Origin of the sequence: Dactylosporangium sp. NPDC006015, assembly GCF_040614215.1 — a bacterium.
GTDB classification, from domain to species: domain Bacteria; phylum Actinomycetota; class Actinomycetes; order Mycobacteriales; family Micromonosporaceae; genus Dactylosporangium; species Dactylosporangium maewongense.
The window spans coordinates 208,321-225,610 of record NZ_JBEXUD010000011.1 but is presented as its reverse complement, the minus strand read 5'-3'; the positions used below and the strand labels follow the sequence as shown (position 1 = coordinate 225,610).

The window sequence follows — 17,290 nt, the reverse complement described above, 5'->3', positions numbered from 1 at the left end:
GGCCCGCACGCGGCGGGCGGGTCGGCGGAGGTGACGTTGCCGCAGCTTGTCACCGGAGGCCACAAGTTCAGCCAGATCGCGCTGGGCAAGGGGCACGCGACAGGCATCGTCACTGGGTAGCCTCGCTGAAACCCGGCCGGCGGACGCCGCGGAGCCGTATCGGTGATCGGGCATGATCACCGGATGCATCCGTATCCCAAGGCCGATCACTTCGTCGCGGGTACCGCGGCAGCAATGCTGCTGCTGACCGTCTACACCGTGCCCGACGTTCCCTGCACGGCCGGCGGGTGCGGTCCGGAGCCGGTCACGTCCGTCGCGGTGGGCATGGCCGCTGCGACCGCGGTGATGTCCTACCTGCACCGGTGGGCAGCCGTCTGCGCGGCCGTGCTGTGCGCTGTGCTGTGGCCGGTCGCCGACCGGGCCGACGACTCCCAGCTCGGCTGGCGGGCGATGCTGCCACTGGCGCTGGTCGCCGTCTCGGTCGGTGTCGCCCGGTTGCGGTGGGAGGTGCCGCCCGCGAGCGTCGTCCGGCGGCAGCCGCCGGCGCCGCGGCGGCTACCGTTGGTGGGCGCGATGAGCGGTACCGTCGGAGCATTGCTGGTGACCGCCGGCTTCGCGGGCATGGGGCTGACGATGTGGCGGCAGGATCGGGTCGACGCGCAGCAGGCCGCCGCGGACCGCGTGACCGCCGAGGTCCTGGAGCACCTGGACGACGGCGGCGCCGTCCGGCTGAGGCTGCCGGACGGCACGGAGTTCGACGCCGAGGTGGTCGCCGCCTCCGCCTATCCGGTCGACGGCCGGGTCCAGGTGCTGGTGGACGCCGCCGGGCTGCGACAGCTGAGCACCGAGCCGTACGACATCACGGTGCTGTACCTGCCGTCGGTGCTGGTCGTGGGCGGCGGCGGGGCACTGCTCGCCCGGTCCTGCACACGACGGCGGATGCTGCACCGGTTGTTCGCCCAGCCGCAGGCGGTCTATGCCGTGCGGGCGCTCGACCACGGTGATGAGGTCACCGTGCTGCTCCCTGGCCCGTGGGGAACCGCCCGGCAGCTCAGCATCTTCGTCGTCGATGAACGCCCGCCGCAGGGCGGGCAAGACGAGGAATCCGATGCCTGCGCACGGGTGCGCACGGTGCCCGCGACGTTGTACGGCGATCCCCGGGCCGGGGGTTGGTGCGCGCTGGAGGTCCAGGGCCGCGTCCGCGTGCCCATCAGGCCGGTCGCCAAGGTGGAGACCGTACCGTACGACAGCGAGCGGGGGCTGCCGGCCGGCATCGAGGACGACGGCGAGCCTGCCGTCCACCCGGCCGATCTGCTGCCGGGCGACCGGGATCCGTCCACGGTCCGGGAGCACCGCGACGGAGGCCTTCGCCCCTGGGCGGGCACGGTGATACAGGCAGCGGCCGTCGTCACGGTCGCGATGGTGTCCGCCAACGAGGCCGTGCCGCCCGGGGCGCTCACGGCGACCGGCATCGCGAGCGCGGCCGCGGCATGCGAGCTAGGGTGGCGGTACCGTCTGCGGCCCGGCGTCTGCTGGAGCACCGGCGGCGTCTCAGTCCTGACACCGTGGGAACACCACCGCATGGCCTGGACCCAGCAGAGCGCCGTCGAGCTCACCGATGCCGGCGACATACTGCTGACCGACGGCGACGCCACGTTCGCGCTCCTGGCGACGGCTGGGTGGCCGGCAAGCGGCGTCACCCGCTCGCCCCAGCAACTGGTCGCCGCGCTCCGGCACGCGCGGCGCGTCGCGCTCGACACGGACCCGGCCGGCCTACCGCCCGCGCCTCCCACGGCACGGCGCCCGTGGCCGCTGTACGTGATCTGGGCGGCCATCTCAGCGGTGTCCGTCGCACTCGCGTGGCTGACGTGAACGCGAATTGGTTTCTGGCACCCAGCACCCGCCCCGTCGGCTTCCGCAGCCCGAGCGGAACCTGCTTCGCCAACGCCACCGGCTGCTCCGACGCCGCCGGTTTCACTTACGTCGAAGGCGTCGCCGGCGCGCTCGTCGACGTCGGCAGGCCGGTACCGGACCTCCTGCAGCAGGATCGCGGCACTGCCTACGGTCACGATGACCGCGTCCGCCGCGACATCGTCAGAAGCCGGCCGCCTGACCCACGTCTACACCGATAGGTCCGCCCGGGCCCGAAGAAACGTCGGCCGGTGCCGCCAACGCACCACTGCGACCCCGTCCCCGGCTCAGGTCGTCGCCGACGGCAGCGCGGTCCACCGCGAACTCGTCGACGGTGCGCTGGGTGGCAGCGAGCACCGTGCGATCCCGTGCCCGCGGCTGGGCGTGGTGGTTGACGTTGGTGCGGTGGTGCGCCGGCCGCCAGGATGGCGGCCGGCACGTGCGGGTGTTTCAGCGGTTGGCGGCGGCCTGCTTGATCAGGTCGGCGACCGCGGCGGGCTGCGACACGTAGATGGCGTGGCTGCCGGCGGCCTCCACGACCGTGGATCCGGCCCGTGCCGACATGGCGCGCTGGGCGGGCGGCGGGATCATGCGGTCGTCGGTCGCGACCAGGTACCAGCTCGGCTTGGCGCGCCAGGCGGGTTCGGACACGGCGCCGGCGAGGGCGTCGACACCCCAGGGGACCTGTGCGTCGGCCAGGAACGCCGCCTGGGCGGCTGGGAGGTCACCGGCGAACGAGGCGTGGAACTTGTCCCGGTCGAGGAAGAGGTACCCGTTGACCGGTGGCAGGATCGGCGGGACCGGCGCCCCGGGCGGCGGGTCGGCGATCAGCGTGTTCACCGACTCGCCCTTGTCGGGAGCGAACGCGGCGATGTAGACGAGGGCGGCAACGTTGGGGTGGGTGCCGGCCTCGCTGATCACGGCGCCGCCGTAGGAGTGGCCGACGAGCACCGTCGGGCCATCCTGCTGGTCGAGGATCAGCCGGGTCGCCTCGGCGTCGCCGTGCAGCGACAGGGTGGGGTTCTGCACGACGCTGACCCGGTAGCCGTCCTGGGTGAGCAGGTCGTAGACCGGCTGCCAGCCGGATCCGTCGACGAAGCCGCCGTGCACGAGCACGACGTTGGTCACAGCACTCACGACTTGCACTCCTTGGATGAGTGGGTGTGGATGCGGTGACGGTAGGCGCCGCAGCGTGAGGTTCGATTACGTCAAATGACTGGTGTCGGCGATCGCGTCGCGCAGTGCCGCCCGGGAAGTGATGCCGAGCTTCGGGAAGATCTGGTACAGGTGGGTGCCGACCGTGCGGGGCGACAGGAACAGCTTCTCGCCGATCTGTTTGTTGCTCAGCCCGGCGGCGGCGAGTTCGGCGATCTGCCGTTGCTGCGGCGTCAGCGCGGCCGGCCCGGTTGACGGGAGGCCGCCGACGGTGTGACCGGTCGCTCGCAGTTCCGCCGATGCCCGCGCGGACCATGGCAGGGCGCCGAGCCGGTCGAAGGTTTCCAGGGCGGTCGCCAGATGCCGCCGGGCGGCGGCGTTGGCCTTGGACCGGCGCAGCCGTTCGCCGTAGGCGAGCTGGATCCGGGCTCGCTCGAACGGCCAGCGTTGGCCGCCGCTGACAGCGAGGGCGGCGTCGAACAGGGCAGGTGCCTGGTCATCGGGTGCGGCGAGCGCGGCCGCCGCCTCGATGGTCATGGCCAGCCGCGGGGAGATCGCGGCGACCCGGCAATCCCGGGCTGCCGCGACGTGCGCCCGGGCTTCGGCGATGCGTCCGGTGCGCGCTGCGGCCTCGACGACGTCCATGATCAGCCACAGGCCGTGCGGGATGTGCGCAGGCATCTGCCCGACGGTCGCGATCGTGGTGGCGTGCTGGTATGCCTGCCCGAAGTCGGCGCGGCCGAGCGCGTCGAGCAGCTTCGCCTGTTCCGCGATGCGCAGCACGAGCCCGGCTCCGCGGGGCGTGGCCCAGATCGTCATCCGGTCGGTCAGCTGTCGCACCTGTTCGTGGTCGCCGTGCGCCGCGGCCAGCATCGCCAGCAGATACAGGCCGATGCACTCCAGGAGCCGGTAGTCGTGGGCCTGGCACAGCTCGACGTGCTCCTCGGCGATACGCCGCACAGCGTCCCACTCGCCGGTCATGAACTGGTCGAGGCCGAGCAGCGACCGGGCGTGCAGGGTCAGGGTGAGCCCTGGGCCCGGTTCTCTGCCGAGGATCGCCGACAGCGGTGTGCGGCACGACGTCAACCGGTCCAGGAACATCGCCGCCAGCGTGACGCGGATGGTCCACACGGCGTCGGTCTGCACGCTCAGCCCGACGATCGCGGCGTCGAGCCGGTCGAGCAGCGGCGCTGCGGTGCGGGCCGGGTCGTCGAAGGTGCCGGCCAGCAGGGCGAGCAACTCGGGTGTCGGCGGCGACAGGCGGGACAACGCGGCGTGGAACGGTTCCCACAGGTCGGCCTGTCCGCTGAAGTAGCAGACCCAGCCGAGGGTGTAGAGGGCCTCGACCATGGTGGGGTTGTCACCGTCGTACGGGACCGCCTGCATCTGGATGGCTCCGGCCAGCAGCCGGTGGGCGGTGCCGATGTCGCCTTCCCCGCTCAGCAACAGGTGATGCGCGGCGGCGACGGCCGTGACCAGCGACTGCTCGCCCGAGGGGTGCCCGTCGCCGGCCAGCAGCCGCGGCACGTCACGCAGGTCGCCGGTGACCAGCGCACCGAGATACGCCGCTTCGGCGAGGCGTCGGCTGCGGTCGGTGTCGGTCGGGCTCAGGTCGGCGGCGCGCAGCAGGGTGGTGACCGCGCCGGCGGCGTCACCGCGGCTGCGGACCGTGTACGCGGCGTCCTCGAGGAGCCGGGCGACAGTCTCGTCCGGCCCGGTGCTCGCCTGGGCCAGGTGCCACGCGGCCCGCTCGGGGCGGTCGGCCATGGCGGCGGCCAGCTGAGCGTGGGCCCGAATGCGCTCGTCGAACATGGACCCTTCGACCACGGCGGAGCGGGTCAGCGGGTGATGGAAAGTCAGCCGGCCGACGCGGTTGTCGACGTGGATCAGGCCTGCCCGCTCGGCCGCCGCAAGCGCCACCAGGTCCGGTTCGCCAGCAATGAGGTTACTGAGCAGGCCGCTGCCGTCGAGAGCGGCGAGCAGGAGGATGCGCCGGGTCTGCGGAGGCAGTCCGTCGATCCGCGCGGCGAACGCCGCCTGCAGTCGACGGTTGAGCGCGAGCACATCCGGCAATGATCCGACGCCCGTCTGCTGCCGGTCGGTGAGTGCCAACGGCAGCTCCAGCAACGCCAGCGGATTGCCCTGCGCCTCGGCCAGCAGCCGCCCGCGCACACGGGGCACCAGGGCGGGGAAACGCTGCGCCACCAACGCCGCGGCAGCTGTCTCGTCCAACGGACGGATCTCGTACTCGGGCAGACCGGCCCGGTCGAAGAAGGTCTCGTGCCCGGACCGGTAGGCGGCCAGCAGCCCGACGCCGCGGGTCAGGCGGCGTGCCGTGACCGCCAGAACCATCGCGCTGGCGCGATCGATCCACTGCAGGTCGTCCACGATCAGCAGCACCGAGTCCTCTGTCGCCAGTTGGCGCAGCAGGTCCAGGACCGCGTTGGCGATCATCAGCAGGCTCGGCGGTTCACAGTCCTGTATGCCCAGCGCGACCTGCAACGCCTGCCGGTGGGCAGGGCCCAGCCAGCCGATCTGTTCGCCCACGGGATGCAGCAACTGGTGCAGGCAGGAGAAACTGTGCTTGGCCTCGAACGGCGTACCCGACGCCGAAAGCACCCGCATCCCAGCAGCCGCCGCGTCTGCGGCGGCCGCTCGCAACAGCGCAGTCTTCCCGACACCCGGATCGCCGGCCAGCAGCAACGCACCTGCAGACCGGGCCATCTCCGCCCGGAACCCGCGCAGCATCGCAAGCTCGGCGTCCCGGCCGACGAGCTCCAAAGCCGCACCGGTCATGAACGGTGCGCCGTGATCGTCGTTGACCGTGCTGACCGTGCTGACCGTGCTGACCGTGCTGACCGTGCTGACCGTGCTGACCGTGCTGACCGTGCTGACCGTGCTGACCGTGCTGACCGTGCTGACGCGCGACGGGCCGACCAGCGGACCAGCGAAGGCCGCGGGGCTGAGCACCGACGCTGCCGCAGCTCGGCCGACGCCGGCCCAACGCCGGGCATGCCGCACGGACGAACGATCGCGCCACCACCTGCGACAGCGCGCAGTGGAGGCACGGCAGCTTCGCTCGCCACCGGATACCCGCCCACGGCATCACCATACGGCGCCTGTAGATGCGACCGGAACCGGCCGTTCACAGGACCAGCACCCGACCAGCAACCGCTACTGCACCGTCACTGCAGGGAGGGGCCGTGCGCGTCGCTCGACCCCTCCCTGCCTTCAAACGGCGTACTCGTCGACCTACTCGGTGGGGATGATGCCGAGCTGCTGGAGGACCTTCACGCCGTCGTCGAGTCCGACCTCTTCGACGATGAGTCCGTCGACGACCTTGAGGACGGTCGTGCCGGTGAAGCGGAGTGTCTTGCCGGACGCCGCCGGCACCGAGCCGATGGGCAGGTCGTCGAAGACGATCGGCCCGGTGTGGGTGCCGCCGCCTTCCCACTGTCCGACCACGTAGTCGCCCTCTGCGATCAGGTCGGCGGTGCCCCAGAAGTTGAGGTCCGGGAACGCGGTGCGGAAGTTGGTGGCGAAGGCCCGCACTTCGTCGCGACCGCGCATGGGCTTGTGCAGCGAGTATTCGAAGCGGATGTCGGGATGCGCGAGCTCGTCGATGACCGCAGGGTTCCAGGGGTTGCCCCAGAACTCGGTGAACCAGCGTCCGACGACGGCCTTGTTCTCTTCCAGCGACATGATGTCGTCCCTTTGCTCGTGTGGGTGATCGCCGGCCGGTTGCTGGCCGCCGACACCGGGAAGACGCGTCGGATGGGTGTTTCGTGAGACTTGCCGCCGGGGTTTCTCAATTCGGATCGCAGCCCGAGCGACAGATTGAAATACTCGGAACGGACGTCGCTCGGCATCCACAGGGCGGTGTAGCCGGTTTGCTTCGCGGCGAGCGGTGCATGGCGATGCCCGCGCCTGCCGGGTCCGGTTCGCGCTTGGGCTCGTATCGCGTGAGGTCGTGCAGGATCGGGACTCTGGTGTCCGGCCCCGGCTCGCACAGTTTGGACACCCGCGGTCGCCGGGCGCGATGCACGGATTGTGCTCATTCGGGCCAGACGCCGGAGGTGCCGCGTCGGTGCGAGCCGATCAGGTGCGTGTCGACGATGCCGATCGCCTCCATGAGCGCGAACATCGTCGTCGGGCCGACGAACGCGAATCCGCGCTTGCGGAGCTCTTTCGAGAGGGCGACGGATTCGGGCGAGGTGGTGGGGATGTCGGCGAAGGTTCGCGGCCGGGGGGTCGTTGCCGGCTTGGACGACCAGATGAGCGCGGATAGTCCGATGTCGTCGCGGAGCCTCTGCGTCGCCTGGGCGTTTCGGATCGCGGCCTCGATCTTCTGCCGGTTTCGGACGATCCCGGTGTCTGCGAGGAGGCGTTCGACATCGCCCTCGGTGTAGGCGGCGACCGCGTCGGGATCGAAATCGTCGAACGCGGCGCGGAATGCGGGTCGTTTTCGGAGGATCGTGGCCCAGGACAGGCCAGCTTGGAACCCTTCGAGCGTGACCCGCTCGTAGACGCCGCGTTCGTCGGTGACGGGCATGCCCCATTCGGTGTCGTAGTAGTCGCGCAGCATCGGATCGATCGACGCCCACGCGGGTCGGGCCAGGCCGTCTTCGCCGATCACGACGCCGGGGTCGTCGGGTGCCTCGTTCATCGCTGTGTTGCTTCTCCGTCAGTCGGTGAGTCCGGTGGCGCGCATGGTGATGTTGATCCTGCCGGTTTCCAGGCCGCATCCGTCCGGGGCGGTGAAGGGATGCACGCGCGTGACGCCGTGGTAGGCGAACCTGGATGCTCCGCCGAAGATGAAGAGGTCCCCGGAGCGGAGGCGGAGGTCGGTGTAGGGCTTTCCGCGGTTCTCCGTGTTGCCGAAGCGGAACGTACAGGCGTCACCGATCGACAGCGACACAACTGGGGCGAGGGAGCGCTCGTCCTTGTCCTGGTGCATGCCCAGACGTGCGGAGTCGTCGTAGTGGTTCACGAGCGCCGTGTCCGGCGTGTAGGCGTTCACCTCGTCGTCGGGGTAGCCGGCGTCGCGAAGCGCGCGCCGGCCGAGCCGCACTGAGCCAACTTGGGATCAGGATCGCACCGGGACCGGGTTCGCGGCGTTCCCCTGGGTCGAGGTCCGGAGTGAAGAGCGTCATCGTCAGGTCCTTACATGGTGTGCTGTGACGACCTCGTGCTCGATCCGCCAGGCGCGGCCTGATTCGGTGACGCCGGTGATTCCGTCGAGGTTGGCGAGGCCGACCAGATCGAGCGCCGCCCGCCCGGACAGCGCCGCCGCCAGGATGGTTCGAGCCGGCCGCCAACTCGTCGACCACAGGAGCCTGCGGGTCATCTGTGCCCATCCGGCTGGGGAACCGGCCATGATCCACAGATCTGGATCAGCGGCGGTGAACCGGGTGGCCTGCCGCAACCACGACGCGGCGGTCTCCGGCCACGTGAGGGTCGTGACGATCTCGCCGCCGAGTGCTTCCCACCGTGTCGCGACAGCGCGTGCTGTCGTGAGGTCGTCGTCCGCTCGGCCCGATCCGATGGCGAGCCGTGTTGCGCCGCGGGTCCGGGCGAGTGCCGTGATCGCCTCGACCTCCGCCTCCGTCGCCGCCGGAGCATGCGGGAGGCGGATTCCTTGCGAACTGCGCAGGAGCGGGCTCACCAGGGCGTCCACGGTTCGCCTTTCTCCTGTGCGACCATCCACGCCTGGTAGCGGTCTGTGCAGCAGGCCCCGCACGGCCGGTAGCCGGCGGCGATCGCGGTCGCCTCGTCTGCGAAGAAGACGCGGTGCGTCACGTAGCCGCCTCGCGCGATCGCTCGGAGCGCGGAGGGGCAGTCGAACCGGCCGTAGATCTTGTTGCCGCGGTGGCCGCCCCACTCGCCCTTGGCGGGAGACGAGTGGGGGCGCTCGTCCGCGCCGATGAGCGTGTAGGTCTTCGTGGTGCTCATGCCGCGTCGTGGAAGACGAGGGCGAGCGTGTGCCGCTCGCCGGAGCGGATCGCGGAGACCCCGTGCCGCACCGGTGCCGCCGACCAGCCGCGGGCGGAGCGGACGGGGCGGTCGCGAGTGGTGAAGACATACCCGTGACCGTGCGGCAGGAGTGTGGCCGTGCCGCGGGACTGCGCCCGTGGCCGCTGTTCCAGCAGGAGGAACTCGCCGCCGGTGTGATCGACTCCGGGCTCGTTGAGGTTGATCACGACCTGGAGGGGGAAGACGAGGTCACCGTAGAGGTCGCGGTGCAGCGCGTTCCAGTCCTTCTCGCCGTAGCGGAGCAGAATCGCCGTCGGCTTGGTCTGCCCGGCGTCGTGGCACATCTGCAGCCACTCGTCGAGGATGTCCGGCCAAGGGGCGGGCCTGCCGAGCCTGGTCCACCAGTCACGGGCGATCGGCAGCAACCTCGGGTAGAGCGCCTGCTTCAGCGCCTCGATCGGCTCGGGGTACGGTGCCGCGAAGTACCGGTACTGCCCTTCGCCGAAGCGATGCCGGCCCATGTTGATCGTGCTGCGGAACAGCTCATCGCTGTCGTACAGTTCGCGGATCTCTTTCGCCTCTGCGGGGGCGAGGAGCTGCGGGAGCAAGGCGCCGCCGTACCCGTCCATCTCGACTGCGACGGCGGCCCAGTCCGCGGATTCGACGCGTTCCCGCCAGGGGTTCGCCGGGGGCTTCGGCTTGGTGGTCATGCTGCGGCCTCCAGCTCGAGCAGGGTGGTCTTGGCGTCGAGCCCGCCGATGTACCCGCCGAGAGTGCCGTCGGTACGCAGTACACGGTGACAGGGAACGACGACGGGCAGCGGATTGGTGGCGCACGCGGTGCCGACGGCGCGCACGGCCTTGGGGTTGCCGACGAGCTCGGCGACCTCCCGGTAGCTACGGGTCTGGCCGTATCCGATCTCCGGGAGGTGCTTCTGGACGAGCTGCCGGAACCCGCGCGAGAGGGACAGGTCGAGCGCCAGGCCGAAGACCTTCCGGCGGCGGTCGAAGTACTCGTCGAGCTCGCGCGCCGCGTCGTCGAGTCGCTTCGGTGCGCGCAGGATGCGGAGGCTGACCTTCTCGGCCAGGTTCTCCAGCACACGGTCGTGGTCCTCGCGGGCGTAGGCGACGCGGATCAGGCCCTTCGCGGTCGCCGCGAGCAGCAGCTTCCCGACCGGACTGTCGACGGTCGTGTACGCGACGTCGACGAGACCCTCGGCCTGCGCCTCGCGCTCGAGCCGGGCGTGCAGCCTTGCCAGGGTCTCGGGGTCGATGGGCGCCGACAGGGCGGTGAGGGCGTCATCGTTGCGGATGTCGCTCATTGGACTGCTCCTTTCGCGTTTGCGCCCGGAAACTGCTTCCTGAGGGTCTTGAGCCCGTCGGCGGCGGCTCTCCGTGCCGCGTCGACGGTTCCGCCGAGGATCGCCGCGATCTCCGCATGTGACATGCCGACGAGGTATCGGAAGGTGATCGCCTGCCGTTGCTTGTCGGGGAGGCGGCCGACGAGTTCCCAGAGCTCGGTGTCGTCGGTGCCCGGGATTCCGATCGAGGCCGGCGCTTCCGGCAGTGTCTCCACCGGCAGCGGGTCCCGCTTCGCGGCCCGCTGGACATCGATCGCCTTGCGGCGGGCGATGGTCACGAGCCAGGCTTCGACGTTCGCGGTCTCCGGAAGGTCCGGGTAGGCGCGCAACGCGGCAAGGAAGGTCTCCGACCAGGCGTCGTCCGCATCTTGTACTCCAAGCAGCGCTCGGCAGACGCGCAGCACGGTGACGCTGTGCTGCGCGACCACTGATTCGAACGGCTGTTTCATGTTCATCCCATTGAAGTCGGCGAAGGCGAGTCTTTCGCGAGATTCGCTAGAACAACCGTCCGGCGCGCACCTGAGCGGGTTCCTCAAGCTCCAGAAGCGCCTGCTTCCGCTTGAGCCCGCCGGCGTAGCCAGTGAGGTTCCCATTCGCACCGACGACGCGGTGACACGGCACGAAGATGCACAGCGGGTTCGCGCCGACCGCCTGGCCGAGACGGTAGGCCAGGGACTTGTCGCCGAGCCGTTCCGCGATCTGCCCGTAGGTGGCGGTCGCACCGAACGGGATTTCGGCGACGATGCTCCACACGGCGCGCTGAAACGCATCACCCGAGGCGTCGAACGGAAGGTCGAACTCACGTCGGCCGCCGGCCAGGTAGTCGATCAGCTGCTCGCCGGCCTCGGCAAGCAGCGCATCCGCTGCCGGCGCCACTTCCTGCCCGAACGTCTCCTGCGCGGGCCGGCGGATGTGATGGCGGAAGTACAGGCCGATGATCGCCTCACCGCTCGCCACGATCGTGACCGATCCGAGGGACGTCTCCATCAGTATGTGTCGCGTGCTCATCGCGGCTCCTTTCTCTCTGCGCCCTGTAGACGTCAGATCGGAGCCAAACGTGAGACGGCAGTTTCGACAGATCACCCAACCCTTAATGCAACGTATAGGACGATAAAGTAATATTAAGTCGGTTTTAGCCCTATTGTCTGATTCCGCAGTGGTTCTGGGTGGGTCACGGCGGAGGATGTAGCTGTAGGAGTCGAGCCGCGGCGCGGTACCGGAGACCACCGTCGGGCAGAAGCCGGTTGCCGTGTCGGCGAGTGCGGCCACGACGGCGTCGGCCATCGAGGTGAACGGCCGGCCAGCAGGTGGTGTGCCGACGTTTGAGTCCGTGATGGCGGGTAGCAGGGTTCCGGCAATGGAAGCGGCGTGGCACGTCGCTGACGGAACGATCCGTCGCGTTGTTCACAGCTGGCGGCCGAGGAGTGGGGGCGCTCCCGGCCGCCAGCGTCCACGGTTGGTGTGGTCCCTACCTCCGGTTCAGGGAGCCCGGGGATGTTCGGCTCCAACTGACCGGCGTCGGACTCCGGCACGTCAGCCTCGAACCCCGCACCGCGACGCAGGAGGCCCCACAGCACGGGGCCGGGTGGGTGGTGGGCACGTCCGGCCGGCCGGTCCGTGAATCCGACCGGCCGGACGCGTTGTCATGCGTCGGTCAACAGCAGCGCACAGGAGACGCGGTCCTCAGGTGCTCGAACTCACGTCGGGTCAGCGGCGATCCGTCCCGACAGTGTTGTTGCTGATGTGCGACGTAGTGGTCGTAGCTGGTCTCGCCAACCAGTTCCCGGAGGTACCACCAGAGTCGCGACAGCAGGTGACGCGCTCTCATCCGTCGCCGTCCCTGCGCCTGCCGCCGCGCTGCTGATCGGTCCCGGCCGCGAAGGCGCCAGCTCCGGCACCGACCAGTTCCTGGCGCTCATCCGCAGTGGCGAAGAGGCCGGCCGGCGCGACGATCGTCGATTCGACGAACGGTGTCTCCGTCGTCGGGAGCTCGCGACCGCTGATGATCGCCTGGAGGCAGGTCCGAGCTCCGTCGACGATCACGATGATGATCAGGACTGCGAAGAACACCGACAGTACAAGCTGCACGGTCGAGTTGGTGACGACCTGTTGCATCTGGTCGAGGTTCTTGGCGGGTGCGAGCACCTTGCCCTGTTCGAGTGCGTCGGCGAAGCGCTGGCGCTGGGCGAAGAAGCCCATCTTCGGATCGGTGGAGAAGATCTTCTGGTAGCTGGCGGTCATCGTCACGGCCGTGACCCAGGCCAACGGTATGGCGGTGACCCAGGCCCATTTGAGCCGGCCGCTCTTGACCAGGATGACCGTGACGACGGTCAGTGCCAGGGCGGCGAGCAGCTGGTTGGAGACGGCGAACAGGGGGAAGAGCTGGTTGATGCCGCCGAGCGGGTTGGTGACACCGGTGTACAGGAAGTAGCCCCAGGCGCCCACGACCGCCGCGCTGGTCAGCCACACACCAGGCAGCCAGCTGACCCGGCCGATCGGCTTCCAGATGTTGCCCAGCATGTCCTGAAGCATGAACCGGCCGACCCGGGTCCCGGCGTCGACTGTGGTCAGGATGAACAGCGCCTCGAACATGATCGCGAAGTGGTACCAGAACGCCCTGAGCCCCTCCCCGCCGAGGAAGCCGGAGAAGATCTCGGAGATGCCGACGGCGAGCGTCGGCGCGCCACCAGTACGCGACACCAGTGTCGGTTCGCCGACGGCGGCGGCCGCGGCCTGCAGGGTATCGGGGGTGACGATGAATCCCATATTGGTCACCGCCGTCGCGGCGCTCTGGAAGGTCGTGCCGACCACGCCGCCGGGCGAGTTCATCGCGTAGTACAGCCCCGGGTCCAGCAGCGATGCGGCGATGATGGCCATGACCGCGACGAACGACTCCATCAGCATGCCGCCGTAGCCGACGAGCCGGACCTGCGACTCCTTCTGGATCATCTTCGGTGTGGTGCCCGAGGAGATCAGCGCGTGGAAGCCGGACAGCGCCCCGCAGGTGATGGTGATGAAGACGAAGGGGAACAGTGTGCCGGCGAAGACCGGGCCGTTGCCGCTGAAGGCGAACTTGGTGACGGCCTCGTTCTGCAGTACCGGAGCGGTCACCAGCACGCCGACCGCGAGCAGCGCGATCGTTCCGATCTTCATGAAGGTGGACAAGTAGTCGCGCGGCGCCAGAAGCATCCACACCGGCAGGACGGACGCGACGAAGCCGTACCCGACCAGGCAGAAGACCAGGGTCTCGGGCTTGAGCGTGAACGCGCCGGCCCAGCTGGAGTCCTGGACCCAGCCGCCCGCGACGATGGCGAAGACCAGCAGCCCGACGCCGATCACGCTGGTTTCGACCACGCGGCCCGGTCGGAGTACCCGCAGGTAGAAGCCCATGAACAGGGCGATCGGGATGGTCATGGCGATGGAGAAGGTGCCCCAGGGCGACTTCGCGAGCGCGTTGACGACGACGAGCGCGAGGACACCGAGCAGGATGATCATGATCGAGAAGACGGCCACCAGGGCTGCGACGCCGCCGACGCGGCCGATCTCGTCCCGGGCCATCTGGCCGATGCTCTTCCCGTCGCGGCGCATGGACAGGAACATGACCACCATGTCCTGCACGGCCCCGGCGAAGACGACACCGACGATGATCCAGATGGTGCCGGGCAGGTAGCCCATCTGCGCCGCGAGGACCGGCCCGACCAGCGGCCCGGCGCCCGCGATCGCGGCGAAGTGGTGGCCCAGCAGCACGCGACGGTCGGTGACGTGGTAGTCGATGCCGTTGTCCAGCCGCTCCGCGGGCGTGGCGCGCCGGTCGTCGGCCTTGAGCACGCGCCGGGCGATGAAGCGCGCGTAGAACCGGTAGGCGATCGCGTACGAGCACAGCGCCGCGGCCACCAGCCAGATCGCCGAAATGCTCTCGCCGCGGGCCAGGGCGATGACCCCCCAGGCGATCGCGCCGACGATCGACACGGCTGTCCAGATCACGATGGACCGCAGACCCGGGCGGGCCCGGGTCTGCGGAGTGAAGATGCTCATGCATGCTCTCCAGGGTGGGGGTGTCCGCCTGGACGCGTCCCTGGCGCACGGACCCCAGGGTCCGTGCGCTTCAGCAGCAGATGACTGGCTGTCATCAGCGCCATGCTCAGGAAGATCCAAGCGAACTGGAACCAGTAGAAGAAAGGCAGCCCTGCCAGCCGAGGCGTGGTCCGCGCGTACAGCGGGACCCAGAGGATTGCCACGAGCGGCAGTGTCAGGCCGGTGTAGGCAGCGACTCTGATTGCCTTGCGGAATCTCGCCATCCCGGCCTCCCGAACAGTCGTCGACGATGCCTGAATGTTGCGCACCCATGTCGCACGGTTTACCGACCGATTGCCTCTTGTTTCGTGTCAACCGATCCGGGAGCCTGCGCAACACACAGAGGACTGAGAGGGTGCCCATGGTCGATCCCGCCAGCACCACCGCCTTCACGCTGGTCGTCGCCGGTACGTCGCTGCTCGCGATCGCCGCGCGGCGCTTCCGGGTACGCGACGAACTGCCCACACTCGACGACTGGGCGCTGGCGGGACGGCAGTTCGGGGCCGTGCTCACCTGGTTCCTGCTCGGCGGCACGATCTACACGGCCTATACGTACGCCGCGGTGCCAGGTCTGGTGTACGGCATCGGGGCGCTGGGGTTCTTCGCACTCGCGTACACGGTGATCGTCTACCCGCTGGCCTTCGTACTCCTGCCGAGGCTGTGGCAGGTCGCGAAGGACAACGGCCATACGACGGTGGCCGACTACGTGCGAGCCCGGTACGACTCACCGCTGCTCGCGCTCGCCGTGGCGCTCACCGGAATCCTCGCCACCATGCCGTACATCGCCCTGCAACTCCTCGGCATCCGGGCGATCCTGGCCGCCGGCGGCCTCTACCCCACCGACGGGATCGCGGGCGACCTCACGCTGGTCGCGGTGTTCGCGGTGCTGGCCGGCGCCACGTACCGCAACGGGCTGCGCGCACCGACCGTCATTTCCCTGGCCAAGGGGGTCCTGATCGGCACCACGGTCGTCGGCATCGTCGTACTCGTGCTCAACCGGCTCGGCGGGCCGCAGGCGACGTTCCGAGCCGCCGAGGACGCCATCACCGCACGCGGCGTACCGGAGACCTCCTTGACGCTCACCCCCTCGCTCTACACCGCCTACGCCACGCTGGCGCTCGGCTCCGCGCTCGCGCTGCTCATGTATCCGCACGTACTGACCGCGTCCTTCGCCGCGTCCAGCGGCGACCGGCTCCGCAAGGCGATCATCGGGTTACCGGCATGGACCGCGGTGCTGGGGCTCTTCGCGCTGCTCGGCGTCGCCGCGCTTGCCGCGGGCGTAGAGGCCCGGCCCGGCAACGCCGAGGCGGCCGTGCCGCTGATGGTGCGGGAGCTGACCTCACCGGTCGCCGCTGGGCTCGTGTTCGGCGCGCTCGCGGTGGCGGTGCTGGTGCCCGCCGCGGTGATGTCGATCGGCGCGGCCACACTGTTCGTCCGCAACGTCTACGTCGAGTACTTCCACCCGACCGCGACACCGAAGCACCAGGCCCAGGTCGCCCGCGCGGTGTCGCTTGTGGCGAAGTTCGGGGCGCTGGCGTTCATCTTCGGCCTACCGGACCAGGACGCGATCAACCTGCAGCTGCTCGGCGGGGTGTGGATCCTGCAGACGTTTCCCACGGTGGCACTCGGGCTGTTCACCAGTTGGCCGCACCGCGGCGCGCTGCTCGTCGGCTGGCTCGTCGGCATGGTCGCGGGGACCGCGCTGGTCGCCTCCGGCGGCTTCTCCTCCGTCGTCTCGTTCGCCGGTGTGCACGTGTACGTCGCGCTCGCCGCGCTGGTGCTCAACCTCGCGGTCGCTGCCGCGCTGACCCCGGCGCTGGACCGGCTCGGCGTGGCCCGCGAGCTCGGCGACGGTACCGCCACCGGGGTGGTGGTCCCATGACGCAGCAGGTCTCGTCACGGCCGCTCGCACCGGCCGCCGACCCGGCGCCGGCCACCCTCGGCCCCACCGGGGTGAACCTCGCCGACCTGGACCGCGAGGCCGCACTGGCCAGGCTCTTCGACGCCAACCACACCCCGCTGCTGCGCTTGGCGGTGCTGCTCGGTGCGGAGGGCGAGGCCGAGGACATCGTCTCGGAGGCGTTCTACGAGTTGTACCGCCGCTGGCACCGGTTACGCAGTCACGACGCCGCGCTGAGCTACGTGCGCGCCGTCGTGTGCAACCTCGTGCGGATGCGGGTGCGCCGGCTGCAGGTGGCGCGCCGGCACGCGGAGCAGGTGATCGAGTCGGTCGGGTCGGCCGAGGCCGAGGTGCTGCTGCGCGACGACCAGCGCGCCCTGGTGGAGGCGATCAAGCAATTGCCGGCCCGGCAGCGGGAAGCGCTGGTCCTGCGGTACTGGCTGGATCTGCGAGAATCGGAGATAGCCGCGGCGATGGGCATCTCGGCCGGCGCGGTCAAGTCACACACGTCGCGAGGTATGGCCACGCTCACGCGGTTACTGGAGGAGCGGAGATGAGTGGCGTTCCATCCGGCCAGGTACCAGGCCAGGCACCCGCAACCGGTTCGGCCGCGGGCTCGGGGGTCGCCGAGGAACAGCTCCGCGACGTGTTCGACGCGCTGGCCACCTCGGTCCACGGCGCGTCGAACCGCTACCCGGCCGCTCTGGCCGGCTGGAGGCGCCGGGAACGGCGGCGGCGGATCGTGCTGGCGATCCTCGCCGCGGTGATCTTCGCGGTGGCCGACATCATCGGCCTGTGGGCGCTCAGCCGCGCTGACGTCAACATCCACATCATCTTCGATGACCGGCCGGGCAGCAGCACCGAGGCGCCGAGGAGCGGCATCGGGCCGCCGCCGTAGCCGCCACCGTAGCCGCCAC

18 protein-coding genes are annotated in these 17,290 nt (G+C 69.8%); 4 read left to right on the top strand and 14 right to left on the bottom strand.

Annotated elements, in window-relative coordinates:
• Window positions 1-183 precede the first annotated feature (183 nt).
• Window positions 184-1,872 (top strand): hypothetical protein, encoded by a 1,689-nt coding sequence (locus ABZ321_RS21930; protein ID WP_354893896.1) that lies wholly within the window; start codon window positions 184-186, stop codon window positions 1,870-1,872.
• Between the two features lie 489 nt (window positions 1,873-2,361).
• Here the strand turns inward: ABZ321_RS21930 and ABZ321_RS21925 are convergent, their stop codons facing one another.
• The 14 genes from ABZ321_RS21925 to ABZ321_RS21860 all read right to left on the bottom strand — a co-directional run bounded on the left by ABZ321_RS21925 (window position 2,362) and on the right by ABZ321_RS21860 (window position 14,697).
• Complete coding sequence (locus ABZ321_RS21925; protein WP_354893893.1) at window positions 2,362-3,048, bottom strand: alpha/beta hydrolase; 687 nt, start codon at window positions 3,046-3,048, stop codon at window positions 2,362-2,364.
• A gap of 66 nt (window positions 3,049-3,114) precedes the next feature.
• The gene (locus ABZ321_RS21920) at window positions 3,115-6,036 is read right to left on the bottom strand and encodes a LuxR family transcriptional regulator (RefSeq protein WP_354893890.1); all 2,922 of its coding nucleotides are present in this window, start codon (window positions 6,034-6,036) and stop codon (window positions 3,115-3,117) included.
• Window positions 6,037-6,318: 282 nt separating this feature from the next.
• A complete protein-coding gene (locus ABZ321_RS21915) occupies window positions 6,319-6,768 on the bottom strand; it encodes an ester cyclase (protein ID WP_354893887.1) in 450 nt (149 codons plus the stop codon).
• Window positions 6,769-7,120: 352 nt separating this feature from the next.
• A complete protein-coding gene (locus ABZ321_RS21910) occupies window positions 7,121-7,732 on the bottom strand; it encodes a DNA-3-methyladenine glycosylase I (RefSeq protein WP_354893884.1) in 612 nt (203 codons plus the stop codon).
• 18 nt (window positions 7,733-7,750) lie between these two features.
• Window positions 7,751-8,137, bottom strand: coding sequence for an alpha-ketoglutarate-dependent dioxygenase AlkB (locus ABZ321_RS21905; protein ID WP_354893881.1), 387 nt, complete (start codon window positions 8,135-8,137; stop codon window positions 7,751-7,753).
• A gap of 84 nt (window positions 8,138-8,221) precedes the next feature.
• Window positions 8,222-8,743 (bottom strand): hypothetical protein, encoded by a 522-nt coding sequence (locus tag ABZ321_RS21900; RefSeq protein ID WP_354893878.1) that lies wholly within the window; start codon window positions 8,741-8,743, stop codon window positions 8,222-8,224.
• A complete protein-coding gene (locus tag ABZ321_RS21895) occupies window positions 8,728-9,018 on the bottom strand; it encodes an Ada metal-binding domain-containing protein (RefSeq protein ID WP_354893875.1) in 291 nt (96 codons plus the stop codon). The genes ABZ321_RS21900 and ABZ321_RS21895 overlap by 16 nt, the downstream gene beginning before the upstream one ends.
• On the bottom strand, window positions 9,015-9,749 hold the full coding sequence (locus ABZ321_RS21890) for a 2OG-Fe(II) oxygenase (protein WP_354893872.1): 735 nt from the start codon (window positions 9,747-9,749) through the stop codon (window positions 9,015-9,017). Before ABZ321_RS21890 ends, ABZ321_RS21895 begins: the two co-directional genes overlap by 4 nt.
• A complete protein-coding gene (locus ABZ321_RS21885; protein ID WP_354893869.1) occupies window positions 9,746-10,360 on the bottom strand; it encodes a methylated-DNA--[protein]-cysteine S-methyltransferase in 615 nt (204 codons plus the stop codon). The genes ABZ321_RS21890 and ABZ321_RS21885 overlap by 4 nt, the downstream gene beginning before the upstream one ends.
• On the bottom strand, window positions 10,357-10,848 hold the full coding sequence (locus ABZ321_RS21880; protein ID WP_354893866.1) for a sigma-70 family RNA polymerase sigma factor: 492 nt from the start codon (window positions 10,846-10,848) through the stop codon (window positions 10,357-10,359). Before ABZ321_RS21880 ends, ABZ321_RS21885 begins: the two co-directional genes overlap by 4 nt.
• Before the next feature lie 46 nt (window positions 10,849-10,894).
• The gene (locus ABZ321_RS21875; protein WP_354893863.1) at window positions 10,895-11,407 is read right to left on the bottom strand and encodes a methylated-DNA--[protein]-cysteine S-methyltransferase; all 513 of its coding nucleotides are present in this window, start codon (window positions 11,405-11,407) and stop codon (window positions 10,895-10,897) included.
• A gap of 646 nt (window positions 11,408-12,053) precedes the next feature.
• Window positions 12,054-12,227, bottom strand: coding sequence for a YbdD/YjiX family protein (locus tag ABZ321_RS21870; RefSeq protein WP_354893860.1), 174 nt, complete (start codon window positions 12,225-12,227; stop codon window positions 12,054-12,056).
• Complete coding sequence (locus tag ABZ321_RS21865) at window positions 12,224-14,434, bottom strand: carbon starvation CstA family protein (RefSeq protein ID WP_354893857.1); 2,211 nt, start codon at window positions 14,432-14,434, stop codon at window positions 12,224-12,226. Before ABZ321_RS21865 ends, ABZ321_RS21870 begins: the two co-directional genes overlap by 4 nt.
• Entirely contained in the window at window positions 14,431-14,697 is a 267-nt protein-coding gene (locus ABZ321_RS21860) for a DUF3311 domain-containing protein (RefSeq protein ID WP_354894128.1), read from the bottom strand. Before ABZ321_RS21860 ends, ABZ321_RS21865 begins: the two co-directional genes overlap by 4 nt.
• A 137-nt stretch (window positions 14,698-14,834) precedes the next feature.
• Between ABZ321_RS21860 and ABZ321_RS21855 the strand changes: the two genes are divergently transcribed.
• From ABZ321_RS21855 to ABZ321_RS21845, 3 genes are read left to right on the top strand one after another with little or no spacing between them, the layout of a single operon-like run.
• Complete coding sequence (locus tag ABZ321_RS21855) at window positions 14,835-16,355, top strand: sodium:solute symporter (protein ID WP_354894125.1); 1,521 nt, start codon at window positions 14,835-14,837, stop codon at window positions 16,353-16,355.
• Window positions 16,352-16,930, top strand: coding sequence for a SigE family RNA polymerase sigma factor (locus tag ABZ321_RS21850; RefSeq protein ID WP_344513893.1), 579 nt, complete (start codon window positions 16,352-16,354; stop codon window positions 16,928-16,930). Before ABZ321_RS21855 ends, ABZ321_RS21850 begins: the two co-directional genes overlap by 4 nt.
• Entirely contained in the window at window positions 16,927-17,271 is a 345-nt protein-coding gene (locus ABZ321_RS21845; RefSeq protein WP_344513895.1) for a hypothetical protein, read from the top strand. Before ABZ321_RS21850 ends, ABZ321_RS21845 begins: the two co-directional genes overlap by 4 nt.
• The last annotated feature ends 19 nt before the right edge of the window (window positions 17,272-17,290 follow it).

Excerpts from the sequence above, each read along its gene's own strand:
- ABZ321_RS21930 (WP_354893896.1), top strand. The coding sequence starts at position 184 with ATGCATCCGTATCCCAAGGCCGATCACTTCGTCGCGGGTACCGCGGCA.
- ABZ321_RS21915 (WP_354893887.1), bottom strand. The coding sequence starts at position 6,768 with ATGTCGCTGGAAGAGAACAAGGCCGTCGTCGGACGCTGGTTCACCGAG.
- ABZ321_RS21910 (WP_354893884.1), bottom strand. The coding sequence starts at position 7,732 with ATGAACGAGGCACCCGACGACCCCGGCGTCGTGATCGGCGAAGACGGC.
- ABZ321_RS21895 (WP_354893875.1), bottom strand. The coding sequence starts at position 9,018 with ATGAGCACCACGAAGACCTACACGCTCATCGGCGCGGACGAGCGCCCC.
- ABZ321_RS21890 (WP_354893872.1), bottom strand. The coding sequence starts at position 9,749 with ATGACCACCAAGCCGAAGCCCCCGGCGAACCCCTGGCGGGAACGCGTC.
- ABZ321_RS21885 (WP_354893869.1), bottom strand. The coding sequence starts at position 10,360 with ATGAGCGACATCCGCAACGATGACGCCCTCACCGCCCTGTCGGCGCCC.
- ABZ321_RS21880 (WP_354893866.1), bottom strand. The coding sequence starts at position 10,848 with ATGAAACAGCCGTTCGAATCAGTGGTCGCGCAGCACAGCGTCACCGTG.
- ABZ321_RS21875 (WP_354893863.1), bottom strand. The coding sequence starts at position 11,407 with ATGAGCACGCGACACATACTGATGGAGACGTCCCTCGGATCGGTCACG.
- ABZ321_RS21870 (WP_354893860.1), bottom strand. The coding sequence starts at position 12,227 with ATGAGAGCGCGTCACCTGCTGTCGCGACTCTGGTGGTACCTCCGGGAA.
- ABZ321_RS21865 (WP_354893857.1), bottom strand. The coding sequence starts at position 14,434 with ATGAGCATCTTCACTCCGCAGACCCGGGCCCGCCCGGGTCTGCGGTCC.
- ABZ321_RS21860 (WP_354894128.1), bottom strand. The coding sequence starts at position 14,697 with ATGGCGAGATTCCGCAAGGCAATCAGAGTCGCTGCCTACACCGGCCTG.
- ABZ321_RS21855 (WP_354894125.1), top strand. The coding sequence starts at position 14,835 with ATGGTCGATCCCGCCAGCACCACCGCCTTCACGCTGGTCGTCGCCGGT.
- ABZ321_RS21850 (WP_344513893.1), top strand. The coding sequence starts at position 16,352 with ATGACGCAGCAGGTCTCGTCACGGCCGCTCGCACCGGCCGCCGACCCG.
- ABZ321_RS21845 (WP_344513895.1), top strand. The coding sequence starts at position 16,927 with ATGAGTGGCGTTCCATCCGGCCAGGTACCAGGCCAGGCACCCGCAACC.